Origin of the sequence: Chryseobacterium luquanense, from assembly GCF_026460945.1 — a bacterium.
GTDB classification, from domain to species: Bacteria; Bacteroidota; Bacteroidia; order Flavobacteriales; family Weeksellaceae; genus Chryseobacterium; species Chryseobacterium luquanense.
Map to the genome: position 1 here is coordinate 68,900 of NZ_JAOVZV010000026.1, position 14,859 is coordinate 83,758.

Genomic DNA, 14,859 nt, shown 5'->3' on the forward strand with positions numbered 1-14,859 from the left:
CATTACTAAATGTAACGGCGAAAATAAACGAATTAAATCATTTATTAGTGTATTTTAATGAGAATTAATTTAGTCTAATCTCCATGATCGAAATGATCTGATGTGAAATTTATTTTAATTACTTTTTTTGAACTAATAGGTTTCCCATCTTGTATTGCAGGTTTCCATTTCTTTTTAACTTTTTTAATGGCAAAATCCATGTCTTCTATAAATAATTCGCTGTTTTTCACTTTTGGTAAAACATTTAGATTCTCTACTTTTCCCTCTGCAGATACATCAAAAAGAAAGGTAAATTGTCCGTTTACTGCATATTTGCTCATGTCAATATAACCATGAATCATTCTTAGAAATTCTTTACTGAAAGCGGCATCTCCACCTGGAAATTCAGCAGTTTTATTTACCGTTAAGCTTTCAGAGCTAACTTTTGTTTCCTGTGCAAAACTTTTAAATCCTATTAATAAAAGGAGTACAAAAAAATATTTATTCATAAATTACATATCTGCCGACAAAGATGAGAAATTCATTTTCAATTTCATCTCAGATTTTACGGGTTGTCCGTTACACATTGCAGGTTTCCAATTTTTTTTAATTCTTCTCACCACATATTGCATATCATCAAAGAAAACTTCACTATTCAAAACTTTGGGATCTCCCATTACATCGACAACTTTTCCCATTGCATCGATTGTTAAAGTAAAGGTGAAATCACCTGTCAAAGTATAAAAATCAGAATTTAGGTAAGTGTACATATATTTTCTTAAAATCTCTCTATATGCAGTAGCTCCGCCTTCGAAGCTTGCTGCCTGAAAATCATTACAACCTTTAATTGCAACCTGCATAAAAGGTTCTTTGATGTCGATTTTTATCAGATTTTTATTGTTTTCAACGATGAAAGAGTCATCTCTGTCTTCAAGATCCTGAGCAAAAGCAAAATTTGCCACAAAAAGTCCTATAAATAAAGTGAATGTTTTCATAAATTTATTTTTACTGAAAATAGAACGCAAAATTATGCCAAAAAAGAAAAAAACCTCGCATGATAACGAAGTTTCTTTACTATATTTTAAATAAAATTACCTGCTGTAAGACGCAAATTGTACCCTTTCATTTAAATCTCTGTACCCTCTTGAAAAGCTCAAATTAATAGAAATATTTTCTTTTTGATTTGAACTAAAATGTTTTTGCATTCTTGAGACATCTCTTTTCACTTCATTTTCAAAAGATTTATCAAAAATCTCAGGAAAAACCTTCACATCGGAAACTTTCCCATTTTCGTTAATGGTAAAGTTTACTTTAAAATCACCCAAAACCTGAAATGAGTTTGCAGTATATTGTAAATTATTTACTAAATCATCTTTAAATTTCTCAAAACCTTTAGAATACACTTTTTCAATTTTATCTTTATCGGTTTTAATTTCTATACTTGTTTTATTTTGCTGAGAGAAAGAAAAAGTAAATATTGCAATAGCTAAAAGGGATAATGTTTTTTTCATAATCTACTAATCTTTAGTTTGATAAAGTTACTTTTTAATTTTCGAACAGTAATATTAATTTTTCAACAAATCTTGATTTAAAACTAATAATTACAAATTAGTTCACAACATTTGAAACTTTTCTTCCAGTTTCTTTTAGCATGAATGAGATTAAAATTGCCAACACAATTCCTCCAATCCAAAATAAAATAGAGTTTTGAAAGTGTAAATCTCCTGAAGCTACATTTCCTAAATTTTCACCAAAAATATTACTAAAAATCGGGCTCAGTAAAGTGGTTACCCCGAAAGTGATAAAATTTATCGCTCCGGTCGAACTTCCTTTCACATAATCCGGATTAGTTTCTTTGATAACCGAATACGGAATCATCGCCGCCCCAGAGCCAACTCCTAAAATAAACATGCTGATTTTTGCGGGAAATAATTCCGGTAGGAAAATCAATTGCAACAAACTTAAGATCATTAAAACAGCTCCACCAATTAAAACAGGTTTTCTTCGACCTAATTTATCAGTAATAAATCCTAATAACGGACAGCCAAAAACCCAACCGAAAGCCACCATTCCACTTGTTACTGCAGCATCATGAAATACAAATTGCTTGTCTTTTTCGAAAAAAGCAACTGCCCAAGTCATCGCAAAAATAGTTGTCGGAGCGAATAATAATCCTGAGATTAAGCCGCAAAGCCAGGATTGAGGATTTTTAAAAACAACTTTATAGGTTTCAAAGTAACCGACTTTTTTAGAATTCGCGTCAGTTCCTTTTTCTGAATCTTCTTTTGGAGTTATAAAATAAAGTGCAAACGCAGTAATCACTGTGAAAATACCTGACCAAAGCCAAAAAGTATAAATATCCATTCCAGAATCCACCCATGGCCCCACTAAAAATTGTCCGGAAGCTCCGCCCAACATTCCGATACATTGCGTGAAACCGATTGCTGTTGCCAAAGATTTGGATGAAAAACCTTTGCTTGCGAGATAAACACATCCCGGAAATGCAAAAGCACACCCCGCTCCCTGTAAAAGCCTTCCCGAAATTCCGGCAAACTGACTGGAAATTAGAAATAATAAAGCTCCCATTCCTAAAATAAACGTTCCTACAAAAAGCGATTTTTTACCTCCGAATTTATCTAAAGCGATACCCGCAAGCAAACTGCAAGTGGAATACGTGTAATAATATGTCCCAATCATCCAAATCAAATCTAAATTGTTGGTATCAAAATGATCTGAAAGTTGCGGTAACATCACCGCCGGAGCAGATCTGATAACGTAATCAAGAAAATAAAAAAACAGCCCAAAAACCCAGGCAATCACATAAAATTTCTTCAAAGAATCACTCATCACGAAAAGAAAATTGAATATTAAATCATATCGAACAGATTCTCTGATGCAAAATATTTAATCTTCAAAGATAATGAATAAATAAAGATTCAAAATGAAGCATTAAATTTTAAATATAAAAAAACTCCACAATTTCTTGTGGAGTTCTATCGTTTTAAATTACTTCAATCTGATTTCTCAGCAAATCTTCAAACTCGTCTCTTTTCCTGATTAAATGTGCTTTTCCGTCTAAGAAAAGAACTTCAGCAGGTTTTAATCTTGAATTGAAATTTGAACTCATCTCAAAGCCATAAGCTCCAGCATTATGGAAAGCCAAAATATCGCCTTCTCTAACTTCATTCAATTTTCTGTCCCATGCGAAAGTGTCGGTTTCGCAGATGTTTCCAACGACTGTATAAATTCTTTCAGCACCTTTTGGATTTGATAAATTTTCAATTTGATGGTAAGAATCGTAAAACATAGGACGAATCAAATGATTAAATCCTGAATTTACCCCAACAAAAACTGTCGCTGTTGTTTGCTTAATAACGTTTGCTTTTACAATTAAATAACCACTTTTTCCAACTAAAAATTTCCCCGGCTCAAACCAAAGTTCGAATTTCTTTCCGGTTGATTTAGAAAACTCGGCAATTACTTTTTCAACTTTTTTTCCTAAAGTTTTCACATCAGTTTCTTCCTCGCTGTCTTGGTAAGGGATTTTGAAACCGCTACCCATATCCAGATATTTTAGATTCGGGAAATGCTCAGATAATTCAAGCATAATATCTAAAGCCTGAAGGAAAACATCCGGGTCTTTAATTTCACTTCCGGTATGCATGTGAAGTCCTTCTACATTAAGGTTGGTCGATTTCATCACTCTTTCAATATGACGAACCTGATGAATTGAAATACCGAATTTTGAATCGATGTGCCCTGTTGAAATTTTATAATTTCCGCCTGCAAAAATATGTGGATTAATTCTGACTAAAATAGGATAAGAACTTCCGTATTTGTTTCCGAACTGCTCTAAAATCGAGATGTTGTCTATGTTGATATGAACTCCAAAAGACATCGCCTCCTCGATTTCAGCCAAATCAACACAGTTTGGTGTAAACAGGATTTTTTCTTTTGGAAAACCTGCTTTCAGACCTAATTTTACTTCATTTATTGATACGCAATCCAAAGATGCACCCAAGTTCTTGACATATTTTAGAATATTAATGTTTGTCAATGCCTTTGCAGCATAAAAAAACTTAGTGTGTTTTAAAAAAGAAGATGTAAGCTTTTCGTATTGAATTTTGATGGATTCTGCATCGTAAACGTACACCGGTGTGCCAAATTCATTGGCAATCTTTAGTAATTCTTTTGAATTCATATTTTTTTAAATTTAACATAAAAAAAGGCAGATCCTTTGGGAAAAGAGTCTGCCATTACAATTATTTTTTATGCAATACAACTCTTTTAGGTATTCCAAACCTTTGAAAACTTTACAGCTCCCTTCTTTCCGGTTTGTTTATGTTTAAAATTTTGCATTGCTATTTTTTATTCTTTTGCAAAAGTACTATTTATTTTGAAATATTTAATTTGAAACGTACTTTCTTATTGATGAAAATTAATTTTATGGTAAAATGTTCGTTTAATTTGGTGAAATATGTGTATTAAATTGCATTTTTCAGATTTTAATTAGAAGACAACAATTTATTTTATTTTTCACTACATTTGGATAAAAATTTAAAACATTTTTGAATTGAATTTCAGTAAAATCATTAATCAAAACAAAATTTTATGCGGAAATATTTAACATTCTTAATTGTATTTTGTTCTGTTACGTTCAACACGCAAACATTTAACTATGAAAGAACATGGGCCACGCACATAGGTCCTGTAGATTCATTTATTGACAAAATCTTTTTTGACAACCAAAACAATATATATACTGAAGGTATTGCTTATAATTCCACCAATGGTAGTTCCTCTGTACCAATATCTTACTACAACCAGTTTGTAAATCCGGGGTTACAAGGTTTTACAACGGGATTCGTTAATAATGCATCAGCAAAAATATCACCAAATGCAGCTACACTTCTAAGCTATTTTTACAATCCGCCAGGAAAAAAAATATATCACCGCGAAAGAAATGGCAACTATTACCAAAGGGAATTTTACACATCCCCCATTACTGTAAATTCAAATGTTTGGTTAACATCAAATGTTGAATCAAGCAATAACGAGATTATTTTAGCTAAATACAATGCAAATAATATTTTGCAATGGAGAACCTACATACCGACATTAAGCGAAGTAAAAACTGATAATGAAGGAAATATTTATATCTCAGGAAGTACTTATTGGCAGAGTTTAGGCGATATAGGAACTGCATTTCCATCCTATACTTTTCCAAATATTAATGGAAATTTAGTTAAACCAAATGTTTATGTTGCAAAACTTAATCCTCAAGGTGAAAAAATATGGGCAACTTATATCCCTTCACAAAATTATACAGACTTCGATGTGAACAATGGAAATGTATTTGTAATCACAAATGACGAAATTAATGCCAGTGACGCAAATCTTGCTACAGCAGGAACTTTTCAGCAAACAAAAATAAAGGGAGCAATTACTAAACTCAATGCATCAAACGGCAGTAGAATTTGGGGAACGTATTACGGATTTTCAAGCAGCTCAACAGTTGATAGGATTGTAGCTTCTGAAGATGCTGTATACATCATCGGAACAATAAGCACAGCAAGTGGAAATCCTGGTTCGTATTATGCTACATCAGGTGCATTCAAAACCCAGATTGGCGGAAACTCAGATTATTATTTTACTAAATTTAACCAATCAGGAATCAGAGTTTGGGGAACCTATTACGGAACTCCTACTGATGAATATTTCATAGGAGCTACAGGAAATCTATGTCTTTCTGGTGACAAATTATTATTTGCATATCTGCAGTCCGGTACTTACAATTATTCTACACCCGGAGCCTATCAAACGACAAAACCAAGCAGTATGCCCGACATCGCTTTTACAATGTTCAGTACAAACGGTAACAGAATTGTAACATCGTATTACGGTGGACCTCCTCCTGCAAACAACAATATTGGTTGGGCTGCACGTGCAAAATTTTCAGAAACAGAAGATGCTTTTTATCTTTTTGGGGCAACAAATTCTCAATCTGGGCACACAACACCAGGAAGCTTACAGCAAAATATGATTTTCCCAAATTCTAATAATGAAGGAATTGGAACATACCTCGCAAAATTTTCAGTTAAATCATTATCAACTTCCGAAACTTCGGTAGCAACCGATTTACAACTTTTTGATAATCCCAACAACGGAAAATTTTCTCTAAAAGGAAAAATTCTTCAAACGGAAAACTGCAGTTTTAAAATCTATGATTTATCCGGAAGATTTGTGACAGAAGAAAAACTGTCAAATAATGAGTTGCAGCAATTTAATTATCATGAGATTTTAAAAACAGGAAACTATATTTTATCTGTTTTAAACTCGGATAACAATCTTATTAAAAATTTCAAAATGACAGTAAAGTAAAATTATCTTGGTAATGGCAGAGTCTCAAAATCACCACGAAGCAAAGCCAGTTGCAAATCGTTGGTAAGATCAGAAGTGGGCAGAGGCAAATCGATTTTTAACTTTGAAATTTTACTTAAAGTCTGAATTTGAGTAAACAATTCATAAAACCCATAAGAAACGGCCTTTCCGTTTTCGATAATTAAAAACATTTTTTCACCCAATTTTCTGCCACTTCCTAGCCACAGTTCGTTACGTTTTCTGAAATCGATTTTCTTCTTGAAGTTTTCAATGTTTTTAAATTCCTCAATGTTTTTGATAAACTGAACTGCTTTTGAGCCTTGTGTAAAAGCTCTGAACTTCAAAATTGGTTTCTCGGTTTTATTTAAAGTGTTTTTTTCTACTACATATTTATTATTTCTAAAATACAGTCCGAAAGGCAAAACTTCTCTCTTTTTAACTCCTTTTGAATTTAAAATCAATTTAGCAATAATATCCGTTCCCGTGAGCTCAAAATGAATCTGCTCAACCTCACGCTGAATTTCTTCAAACTTCTTCGATTTGGAATTAAATAATTTTTTAGAAAATTTATTAATATCCTGAACGTAATCTGAAAGTATAATCTTCCCAGCGTCATCCTGGAAATAAACAAATCCTTTTTCGCTTGGCAAATCCTGCGTTAAAAGCTTGATTTTGTTGATATACGTTTTGGCATTTGTTTCGTCATGCTGCTTCTGTATAATCTCGTTTTCCGTGTCTTTCGAAACCAAAAGCTTAAATAATTCCAAAGTCGCTCTTGCATCACCTTCTGCACGATGAGCATTAACTAATGGAATTCCTAAAGATTTTACTAATTTTTGTAAAGAATAACTTACTTCATCCGGAATCAGTTTTTTAGCTAAAGGAATTGTATCTAAAGTATTGATTTTAAAATCATAACCAAGACGTTGAAACGACTGGCGAAGCATTCTGTAATCAAAATCGATATTATGACCGACTAAAGTTGTTCCATCGGTAATTTCAACAACTCTCTTTGCCAATTCATGGAATTTTGGAGCAGTTTTTACCATTTTCGGACTAATATTCGTCAATTTCTGAACAAAAGGGGTAATATCACTTTCCGGATTGACAAGCGAAATAAATTGGTCGACAACTTTATGCCCATCATATTTAAAAATGGCAATATCTATAATGCATTCTTTCCTAAAACCTGCACCATTGCTTTCTATATCTATAATTGAATACATTATATTATAACTTAAACTTCTATAATCAAAAACCAAACCTTTCGACAAAATGATTTGCTAAAAGGCAATTCTGCTAAAATAATGAAATTACATTAAAGAATCCAAAAACTATCTATTCACATTTATCTCCTTCTTCCGCCCAAACCTAACATTCCTAAAATTGCTTTAGCTCCTTCGCGCAACAAAGTATTAGTAAAAGTTCTTCCTTGTCGGCTGTTTAAAACCTGCTCAAACATTCCCGGTTCCTCCTTTACGGGCTTTGTTTTTTGAGTCGGGGTAGAATTTTCAACTGCGTGCTCCATTCTTTTTACTAAAATTTCGTACGCAGATTCGCTGTCGATCGGTTTTTCATATTTTGAAACCAAAGCCGATCTTGAAGTTAATTCTGAAACTTCAGCATCGTTCAGAACATCCATTCTGGACTCAGGAGAAATAAGATAGGTATGAACCAGTGGCGTTGGAATTCCTTTTTCGTCCAAAGCCGTTACAAATGCTTCACCAATTCCTAAATTCTGAATTAATTCAGAAGCATTATAAAATTCTGTGGTTGGATAATTTTCAACAGCTTTTGAAATTTCCTTTTTATCTTTTGCGGTAAAACCTCTCAGCGCATGCTGGATTTTTAAACCTAATTGAGAAAGCACATTTTCCGGAACGTCACCAGGAATCTGAGTGATAAAATAAATCCCGACCCCTTTTGAACGGATCAGTTTTACCATCGTTTCAATCTGTGAAACCAAAGCTTTGGAAGATTCATCAAAAATCAAATGTGCTTCATCGATGAAAAGAACCAATTTGGGTTTTCCGCTGTCGCCCTCCTCAGGAAACGTCATGTAAATTTCAGCAAAAAGCGAAAGCATAAACGTTGAAAATAGTTGCGGTTTATTCTGAATATCAGCAACTCTTAAAATATTGACAACCCCTTTTCCATCTCTTGTTTCCAATAAATCATTTACATCAAAGCTCAATTCTCCGAAGAAATCTGCGGCGCCCTGCTGTTCCAATGCAACAATTGACCTTAAAATTGCACCTAAGGAAGCAGATGCAATCGAACCGTAATTAGCAGACAACTCTGCTTTCCCTTGAGGATTGTCTGTTACATATTGCAGGACTTTCTTTAAATCATTTAAATCAATCAAAGGCAAACCTTTGTCATCACAATATTTAAAAACGATTGACATGATACTTTGCTGCGTATCATTCAGTTGTAAAATTTTAGATAATAAAACAGGTCCGAATTCAGTAACAGTAGCTCTTAATTTAACTCCTTTTCCTCCAGAAATACTCATTAATTCCACCGGGAAAGCCTGCGGATTGTAAGGCAGCTGTGTTTTTGCATAACGCTCCTCAATTATAGAATTCATCTGTCCAGCTTCAGCAATTCCAGAAAAATCTCCTTTAATGTCTAAAACCAAAGATGGAATTCCTGCATGAGAAAGCTGCTCAGCGAAAACCTGAAGTGTTTTTGTTTTTCCGGTTCCGGTGGCTCCGGCAATTAGACCGTGACGGTTGATGGTTTTTAAAGGAATTGTAACATTAACTTCTGTAACTACATCGCCGTCTAACATACCTTTTCCCAGAATTATATGTTCTCCTTTTGGAGTATATCTTGTCGAAAGTTCGTCAATAAATTTTGTTTTGTCTGCCATTTGATATTTTTAACTCTTAAAGGTAATTATTTTTACAAAATCTCGAGTTTCAATTTTGTGAATTTCTTAATAATCTAAATTTAAAATGAATATAGTTGAATATGATATAAAACAGTCTACCTATTTTATCCACTTTTCAATTATAGTTTCTGTCTGATATTTAATCACTTTCACATAGATTGAAAATATGAAAATTATAATATTGAAAGAAACTATCAATCAGACTTATCATTTCTTTATAATTAATTCATTACTTTGTATATTCATAATATTAAATCAGACTCAATGAAAATTGAACAAATATATACAGGTTGCTTAGCACAAGGCGCATACTATATCGTATCAGAAAATGAAGCCGCAATTATAGATCCGCTGAGAGAAGTAAAACCATATCTTGATCGCCTTGAAAAAGACAACGTTACCTTAAAATATATATTTGAAACTCATTTTCACGCAGATTTTGTTTCGGGACATTTAGACTTAAGTAAAAAAACAGATGCACCTATTGTTTACGGACCAACTGCAGAACCAAATTTTGACGCAATCATTGCTGAAGACAATCAGATTTTCGAAATCGGAAATATCAAAATAAAAGCACTGCACACTCCAGGTCACACCATGGAAAGCACAACTTATCTGTTAATTGACGAAAACGATGTTGAAACTGCAATTTTCACAGGAGACACATTATTTTTAGGTGATGTTGGCCGTCCCGATCTTGCCCAAAAAGCAGGAAGCATGACACAGGAAGATCTTGCCGGAATTTTGTACGAAAGTTTGCACAGTAAGATTTTGCCTTTGGATGATAGCATCACAGTTTATCCCGCTCACGGAGCTGGTTCGGCTTGCGGAAAAAATATGCAGAAAGAAACGGTTGACATTCTTGGAAATCAAAGAAAAACAAATTATGCTCTAAATCAACCAGATAAAGAATCATTCATTAAAGAAGTTCTTGACGGATTAACGGCTCCACCAAAATATTTCGGGATGAATGTTGCGATGAATAAAGGTGGTTACGACAGCCTTGATGATGTGATGACAAAAGGCTTAAACCCAATTTCTGTAGAAGATTTTGAAAGTTTTGCAGAAGAGACCGGAGCTTTGATTTTAGATACTCGTGGTCCTGCAGATTTTCACAAAGGTTTTATTCCAAATTCTATTAATATTGGCTTGAAAGGAGATTTCGCACCATGGGTCGGAAGTTTAATTGTTGATGTAAAACACCCTCTGCTTTTGATTGCAGACGAAGGAACTGAAGAAGAAGTGATCACAAGATTAAGTAGAGTTGGTTTTGATAATGTTTTAGGTTATTTAAAAGGAGGCTTCGAATCATGGAAAAATTCCACAAAGGAAAGTGATGAGATTAAAAGGATTACTCCAACTGAATTTGTAGAACAGTTTAATGAACATTCAAAAATCATTGATGTAAGAAAAATCGGAGAATATTCTGCCGAACATATTGACAACGCTTACAGCCGACCTTTAGATACGATTAGTGATTGGGTTTCAACGATTGATGATTCTGAGCATTTCTTTTTGCATTGCGCAGGAGGTTATAGAAGCATGATTGCGGCAAGCATCCTTAACTCACACGGAATCAGAAATTTCACCGAAATTGAAGGTGGTTTTAATGGAATAAAAAAAACAGAAAAACTTCCAGTTTCAGATTTTGTTTGCCAGTCTAAAACATTATAAAAAATCATTCATTTCAATTAAAAGATTAAAACAATGTCACAAAAATTTCAAGAACTTATAGAATCTGAAAGACCTGTACTCATCGACTTTTTCGCTACATGGTGTCAACCATGCAAAGTACAGTCATCTGTTTTAACGACAGTAAAAGAAAAAATTGGCGAAGGTGCTAGAATTGTAAAAATAGATATTGACCAATATCCTGCGATTGCTTCTCAGTATGGAGTTCGTGGAGTTCCAACTTTAGCCGTTTTCAAAAGAGGAGAATTGTTGTACAAAGAAAGCGGAGTTCATGACGTGAATCGCTTGACTCAACTTTTAGAACAGTATATTTAAGGTTGAGGATAAGATTTAAGTTAACTGATTAAAAATTAATCCCAAAGATATATTACGATCTTTGGGATTAATTTTACCATAATATTGGTCTTAAATTTTAATCTCAAAGTTATCTCTGTCATTCAAAAACTGAAAATGTTCCCTAAAGTCCTTCAGTTCATTAATATCTAATTCTGCAGAAATAAGATTTTCATTTTTTTGTGAAATTTCTTTTCCGTCAGCAAAAAAACAGTGCGAACTTTCTTTATAAGACAAATCATTACCATCTGTTCCGATCCGGTTTAGGCCAAAAACAAAAGAAAGATTTTCAATAGCTCTCGCTTTCAACAAATGTTCCCAGGCTCCTACTCTTTTCTCTGGCCAATTTGCCACATACAAAATCGCATCATAATCATCATTATTTCTTGCAAAAACAGGAAATCTTAAATCATAACAAACCTGCAACATAAAACGAATTCCGTTATACTCAACAATTACTCTGTGTTTTCCAGGAGTATAAACTTTATCTTCTCCCGAAAAAGAAAACAAATGCCTTTTATCATAAACAATTTCAGAATGGGGCTTTACAAAATACATTCTGTTGTAAAATTGACCATCAACTTCAACTGAGGCACTTCCGCAAAAAGCCGCATTTTTTTCTTTTGATATTTTCTGCAAGAATTCAAGAGATTCTTCATTTTTATCTGAAACTTCAGCTGCATCCATGCAAAACCCTGTAGAAAACATTTCAGGCAGAAGAAAAAGATCTGCGGTTTCATTTTCCAATTGTTGCGTAATCAGTTCGAAGTTTTTTGCTTTATCTTTCCAGACAATATCCTGATTTAATCCTATAATTTTCATACGCAGATTTCTATTTTTTTAATTGTCATATATAATCGCCTTTCTAAAATTACATAAATGCTTTAAAAATAAATATGGTGATTTCATATTTCTATTTCAAAACTTGTATAAATTTACAGTTTTTAAATGGTTTCGGTTTTATATTTGCTGCAAATTGTCATTAGTAATAATTTAAAATAAAATCTATGAAGAAATTGATTTTTATGTTGATGATGTTTGTCGGAGCGACAGTCAGCGCACAAGCCTACACCGGAAAAGGAGATCAAAAAGTCAACTTGGGACTTAATGCATGGGGATATGGAACAGGAATTTCTGCAACTTATGATTACGGTTTAAATCAACTCATCTCAGTTGGAGCCGGAGGAAATGCTTATTTTGACAATTACAGAGACAACAATAAAGATAACAGAGTTTTTATTTTCGGTCGAGTAAATTTCCATTTAAAAGAAGCCTTACAATTACCTGAGCAATTGGATATTTATCCGGGCGTTGATTTGGGCGTTTTAGGAAGAGATTTCGGAATCGGAGCTCACATTGGCGCAAGATATTTCTTTACCGATAAATTCGGAGTTTTTGCGGAAGTTGGGAACAACGGAAGTTTAGGCGTTTCTTTCAATTTCTAAAAACATGTCACAATATATGACAAAGCTTCTCATTTCGAGGAGCTTTTTTATTTGGCATCCTTTTGATAATTGTTACCTTTGCAAATTATAATCTAAAAACAATTAATGGAATTAGCAATCAAGATCTTTCAATTTATATTGAGCATCTCTATCTTAGTAATTCTTCACGAACTTGGGCATTTCTTACCCGCAAAATATTTCAAAACCAAAGTAGAAAAATTTTATCTCTTTTTCGATCCTTACTTTTCTATCGTTAAGAAAAAAATTGGCGAGACCGAATATGGAATTGGCTGGCTTCCTTTCGGAGGTTATGTGAAAATCGCCGGAATGGTAGACGAAAGCATGGATACCGAACAATTAAAACAACCTGCACAACCTTGGGAATTCAGAGCTAAACCGGCTTGGCAAAGATTAATTATCATGTTGGGTGGTGTTACGGTGAACTTCTTTTTGGCTTGGTTAATTTACTCATGTCTTATCGGAAACAATGGCGAAAACATTTTTGAGGCTGAAAGAATGACTACACCACTTCATTATACAGAAGCAGCAAAGAAAATGGGCTTCCAGGATGGTGATAAAATTTTAAAAGTTGACGGAAAAACTCAGAAAGACTTTAAAAAACTTGCTTTAGATGTCTTACTTAGCGATGAAATCACAGTTGAAAGAAGCGGTAAAGAAGTTACTTTCCACACAAATGACGACGGAAAAGCTTTGGCATTCAACGATCCTGAGCCAAAATCATTTTTAACACCGAGATTACTTCCTGTAATTGATACTATTGCTTTCAAAGAAGCATCTGATGCAGGTTTAAAAGTTGGAGACAAAATTCTTGCTGTTAATAATAAACCAATCACTTTTTTTGATGAAGTAAGACCAATTGTTGTTCCTTTCGCCGGGAAAACAGTTGATCTAAGAGTTTCCAGAAATGCTGAAATTTTAGATTTAAAAATGCCTGTCTCTAAAGAAGGAGCTATTGGAATTAATGCAACTAAGCAACTTAATAAGTACAATAATCATATTGAATATAATTTTGGAGGATCTATAAAAAGAGGATTCACTTTGACAATTGAAAGTTTAACTTACCAGATTAAGCAGTTTAAGCTAATCTTCAACTCAAAAGTTCAAGGCTATAAAAAAGTTGGCGGTCCTTTGGCTATCATTAAAAACATGCCAGTTGACAAAGCTCAAGACGGAAGCGTATCTATCGACTGGACAGCTTTTTGGAGTTTTACGGCAATGTTTTCTGTTTGGTTAGCATTCTTAAACTTAATTCCTATTCCTGGATTAGATGGAGGTCACGTTATTTTTACACTATATGAAATGATCGTAGGAAAACCTGTACCACAAAAAGTTTTAGAAAATGCACAAATGGTTGGAGTTATCTTTCTGTTAGGCTTAATGTTACTGATTTTTGGAGCTGACATATTTAAAATTATTACCAATAAATTTTAATTTTATTTAAAAAAATAAATAAAAAACTTGTGTGGTTTAAATATCAATACTATATTTGCACCACTCTAAAAGAGGAACATTCCTCCTTAGCTCAGTTGGTTAGAGCATCTGACTGTTAATCAGAGGGTCCTTGGTTCGAGCCCAAGAGGAGGAGCAAAAAAGACTTACAATAATGTAAGTCTTTTTTGATTTTAATACCTTAATATTTCTATTAAACTCTATTTTCTGGAAATTTGTTTCAGTTGGTTAGAATCCCGAAACTTCGGGATTAATCAGAGGGTCTTTAGCACTTACGAGCGCAAAATAGGGATCAATATAGAGTACAGCGATGCTTGTCTTTTTTGATTCTAATACTTTCCTATTTTAAATTATTTTAAAATTTAAATTCCTGAAAAATAATCCGATAGCACTTTTTAGGTAATTTTGATAAAAAAATATTTGCTTGATATTATTTTTCATATTATCTTTGCACCACCTTAAAAGAGGAACATTCCTCCTTAGCTCAGTTGGTTAGAGCATCTGACTGTTAATCAGAGGGTCCTTGGTTCGAGCCCAAGAGGAGGAGCTTTACTGACAAGTCGCCAATTGGCGACTTTTTTCGTTTATAACCATTGATCAGCAAAGCTATATCCGCCTACAAGTGGTTCGGGAAATCAAAAAAGATATTGGATTTTTTTGGTC

Annotated in this window: 13 protein-coding genes and 2 tRNA genes; 7 read left to right on the forward strand and 8 right to left on the reverse strand. The window is 33.4% G+C overall.

What is annotated here, in order from left to right; translation table 11 throughout:
• Positions 1–74: 74 nt before the first annotated feature.
• The 5 genes from OEA66_RS19585 to lysA form a co-directional block, all read right to left on the reverse strand.
• Positions 75–488 (reverse strand): energy transducer TonB, encoded by a 414-nt coding sequence (locus OEA66_RS19585; RefSeq protein WP_267283000.1) that lies wholly within the window; start codon positions 486–488, stop codon positions 75–77.
• A gap of 3 nt (positions 489–491) precedes the next feature.
• Complete coding sequence (locus tag OEA66_RS19590; RefSeq protein WP_267283001.1) at positions 492–974, reverse strand: energy transducer TonB; 483 nt, start codon at positions 972–974, stop codon at positions 492–494.
• A 96-nt stretch (positions 975–1,070) separates the two neighbouring features.
• A complete protein-coding gene (locus OEA66_RS19595) occupies positions 1,071–1,490 on the reverse strand; it encodes a hypothetical protein (RefSeq protein WP_267283002.1) in 420 nt (139 codons plus the stop codon).
• A 97-nt stretch (positions 1,491–1,587) separates the two neighbouring features.
• The gene (locus tag OEA66_RS19600) at positions 1,588–2,826 is read right to left on the reverse strand and encodes an MFS transporter (RefSeq protein ID WP_267283003.1); all 1,239 of its coding nucleotides are present in this window, start codon (positions 2,824–2,826) and stop codon (positions 1,588–1,590) included.
• A gap of 154 nt (positions 2,827–2,980) precedes the next feature.
• Positions 2,981–4,180: a diaminopimelate decarboxylase gene (gene lysA / locus OEA66_RS19605; protein ID WP_267283004.1), complete on the reverse strand. Its 1,200-nt coding sequence runs from the start codon at positions 4,178–4,180 to the stop codon at positions 2,981–2,983.
• A 410-nt stretch (positions 4,181–4,590) separates the two neighbouring features.
• On the opposite strand from lysA, the gene OEA66_RS19610 reads away from it, so the two are divergent.
• Positions 4,591–6,360: a T9SS type A sorting domain-containing protein gene (locus OEA66_RS19610; RefSeq protein ID WP_267283005.1), complete on the forward strand. Its 1,770-nt coding sequence runs from the start codon at positions 4,591–4,593 to the stop codon at positions 6,358–6,360.
• A 2-nt stretch (positions 6,361–6,362) separates the two neighbouring features.
• Here the strand turns inward: OEA66_RS19610 and OEA66_RS19615 are convergent, their stop codons facing one another.
• Positions 6,363–7,586: a 3'-5' exonuclease gene (locus tag OEA66_RS19615; protein WP_267283006.1), complete on the reverse strand. Its 1,224-nt coding sequence runs from the start codon at positions 7,584–7,586 to the stop codon at positions 6,363–6,365.
• A gap of 122 nt (positions 7,587–7,708) precedes the next feature.
• Positions 7,709–9,235, reverse strand: coding sequence for a helicase HerA-like domain-containing protein (locus OEA66_RS19620; RefSeq protein ID WP_267283007.1), 1,527 nt, complete (start codon positions 9,233–9,235; stop codon positions 7,709–7,711).
• A gap of 285 nt (positions 9,236–9,520) precedes the next feature.
• Between OEA66_RS19620 and OEA66_RS19625 the strand changes: the two genes are divergently transcribed.
• Positions 9,521–10,930 (forward strand): MBL fold metallo-hydrolase, encoded by a 1,410-nt coding sequence (locus OEA66_RS19625; protein WP_267283008.1) that lies wholly within the window; start codon positions 9,521–9,523, stop codon positions 10,928–10,930.
• Between the two features lie 33 nt (positions 10,931–10,963).
• Positions 10,964–11,263 (forward strand): thioredoxin family protein, encoded by a 300-nt coding sequence (locus tag OEA66_RS19630; RefSeq protein WP_267264106.1) that lies wholly within the window; start codon positions 10,964–10,966, stop codon positions 11,261–11,263.
• A 90-nt stretch (positions 11,264–11,353) separates the two neighbouring features.
• On the opposite strand, the gene OEA66_RS19635 is transcribed toward OEA66_RS19630, so the two are convergent.
• Positions 11,354–12,103, reverse strand: coding sequence for a nitrilase-related carbon-nitrogen hydrolase (locus OEA66_RS19635; protein WP_267283009.1), 750 nt, complete (start codon positions 12,101–12,103; stop codon positions 11,354–11,356).
• 185 nt (positions 12,104–12,288) lie between these two features.
• Here OEA66_RS19635 and OEA66_RS19640 point away from each other — a divergent pair, with 185 nt between their 5' ends.
• The 4 genes from OEA66_RS19640 to OEA66_RS19655 all read left to right on the forward strand — a co-directional run bounded on the left by OEA66_RS19640 (position 12,289) and on the right by OEA66_RS19655 (position 14,743).
• Positions 12,289–12,726 (forward strand): DUF6646 family protein, encoded by a 438-nt coding sequence (locus tag OEA66_RS19640; protein ID WP_267283010.1) that lies wholly within the window; start codon positions 12,289–12,291, stop codon positions 12,724–12,726.
• Positions 12,727–12,831: 105 nt separating this feature from the next.
• Positions 12,832–14,178, forward strand: a complete 1,347-nt coding sequence (gene rseP, locus OEA66_RS19645; protein ID WP_267283011.1) for an RIP metalloprotease RseP — start codon at positions 12,832–12,834, stop codon at positions 14,176–14,178.
• Positions 14,179–14,258: 80 nt separating this feature from the next.
• Positions 14,259–14,332 (forward strand) — tRNA-Asn (locus tag OEA66_RS19650).
• A 337-nt stretch (positions 14,333–14,669) separates the two neighbouring features.
• Positions 14,670–14,743 (forward strand) — tRNA-Asn (locus OEA66_RS19655).
• Positions 14,744–14,859: the final 116 nt, after the last annotated feature.

Coding starts and splice junctions, on each gene's coding strand:
- OEA66_RS19640 (WP_267283010.1), top strand. CDS start 12,289: ATGAAGAAATTGATTTTTATGTTGATGATGTTTGTCGGAGCGACAGTC.
- OEA66_RS19625 (WP_267283008.1), top strand. CDS start 9,521: ATGAAAATTGAACAAATATATACAGGTTGCTTAGCACAAGGCGCATAC.
- OEA66_RS19585 (WP_267283000.1), bottom strand. CDS start 488: ATGAATAAATATTTTTTTGTACTCCTTTTATTAATAGGATTTAAAAGT.
- OEA66_RS19630 (WP_267264106.1), top strand. CDS start 10,964: ATGTCACAAAAATTTCAAGAACTTATAGAATCTGAAAGACCTGTACTC.
- rseP (WP_267283011.1), top strand. CDS start 12,832: ATGGAATTAGCAATCAAGATCTTTCAATTTATATTGAGCATCTCTATC.
- OEA66_RS19590 (WP_267283001.1), bottom strand. CDS start 974: ATGAAAACATTCACTTTATTTATAGGACTTTTTGTGGCAAATTTTGCT.
- OEA66_RS19635 (WP_267283009.1), bottom strand. CDS start 12,103: ATGAAAATTATAGGATTAAATCAGGATATTGTCTGGAAAGATAAAGCA.
- OEA66_RS19600 (WP_267283003.1), bottom strand. CDS start 2,826: ATGAGTGATTCTTTGAAGAAATTTTATGTGATTGCCTGGGTTTTTGGG.
- OEA66_RS19620 (WP_267283007.1), bottom strand. CDS start 9,235: ATGGCAGACAAAACAAAATTTATTGACGAACTTTCGACAAGATATACT.
- OEA66_RS19615 (WP_267283006.1), bottom strand. CDS start 7,586: ATGTATTCAATTATAGATATAGAAAGCAATGGTGCAGGTTTTAGGAAA.
- lysA (WP_267283004.1), bottom strand. CDS start 4,180: ATGAATTCAAAAGAATTACTAAAGATTGCCAATGAATTTGGCACACCG.
- OEA66_RS19610 (WP_267283005.1), top strand. CDS start 4,591: ATGCGGAAATATTTAACATTCTTAATTGTATTTTGTTCTGTTACGTTC.
- OEA66_RS19595 (WP_267283002.1), bottom strand. CDS start 1,490: ATGAAAAAAACATTATCCCTTTTAGCTATTGCAATATTTACTTTTTCT.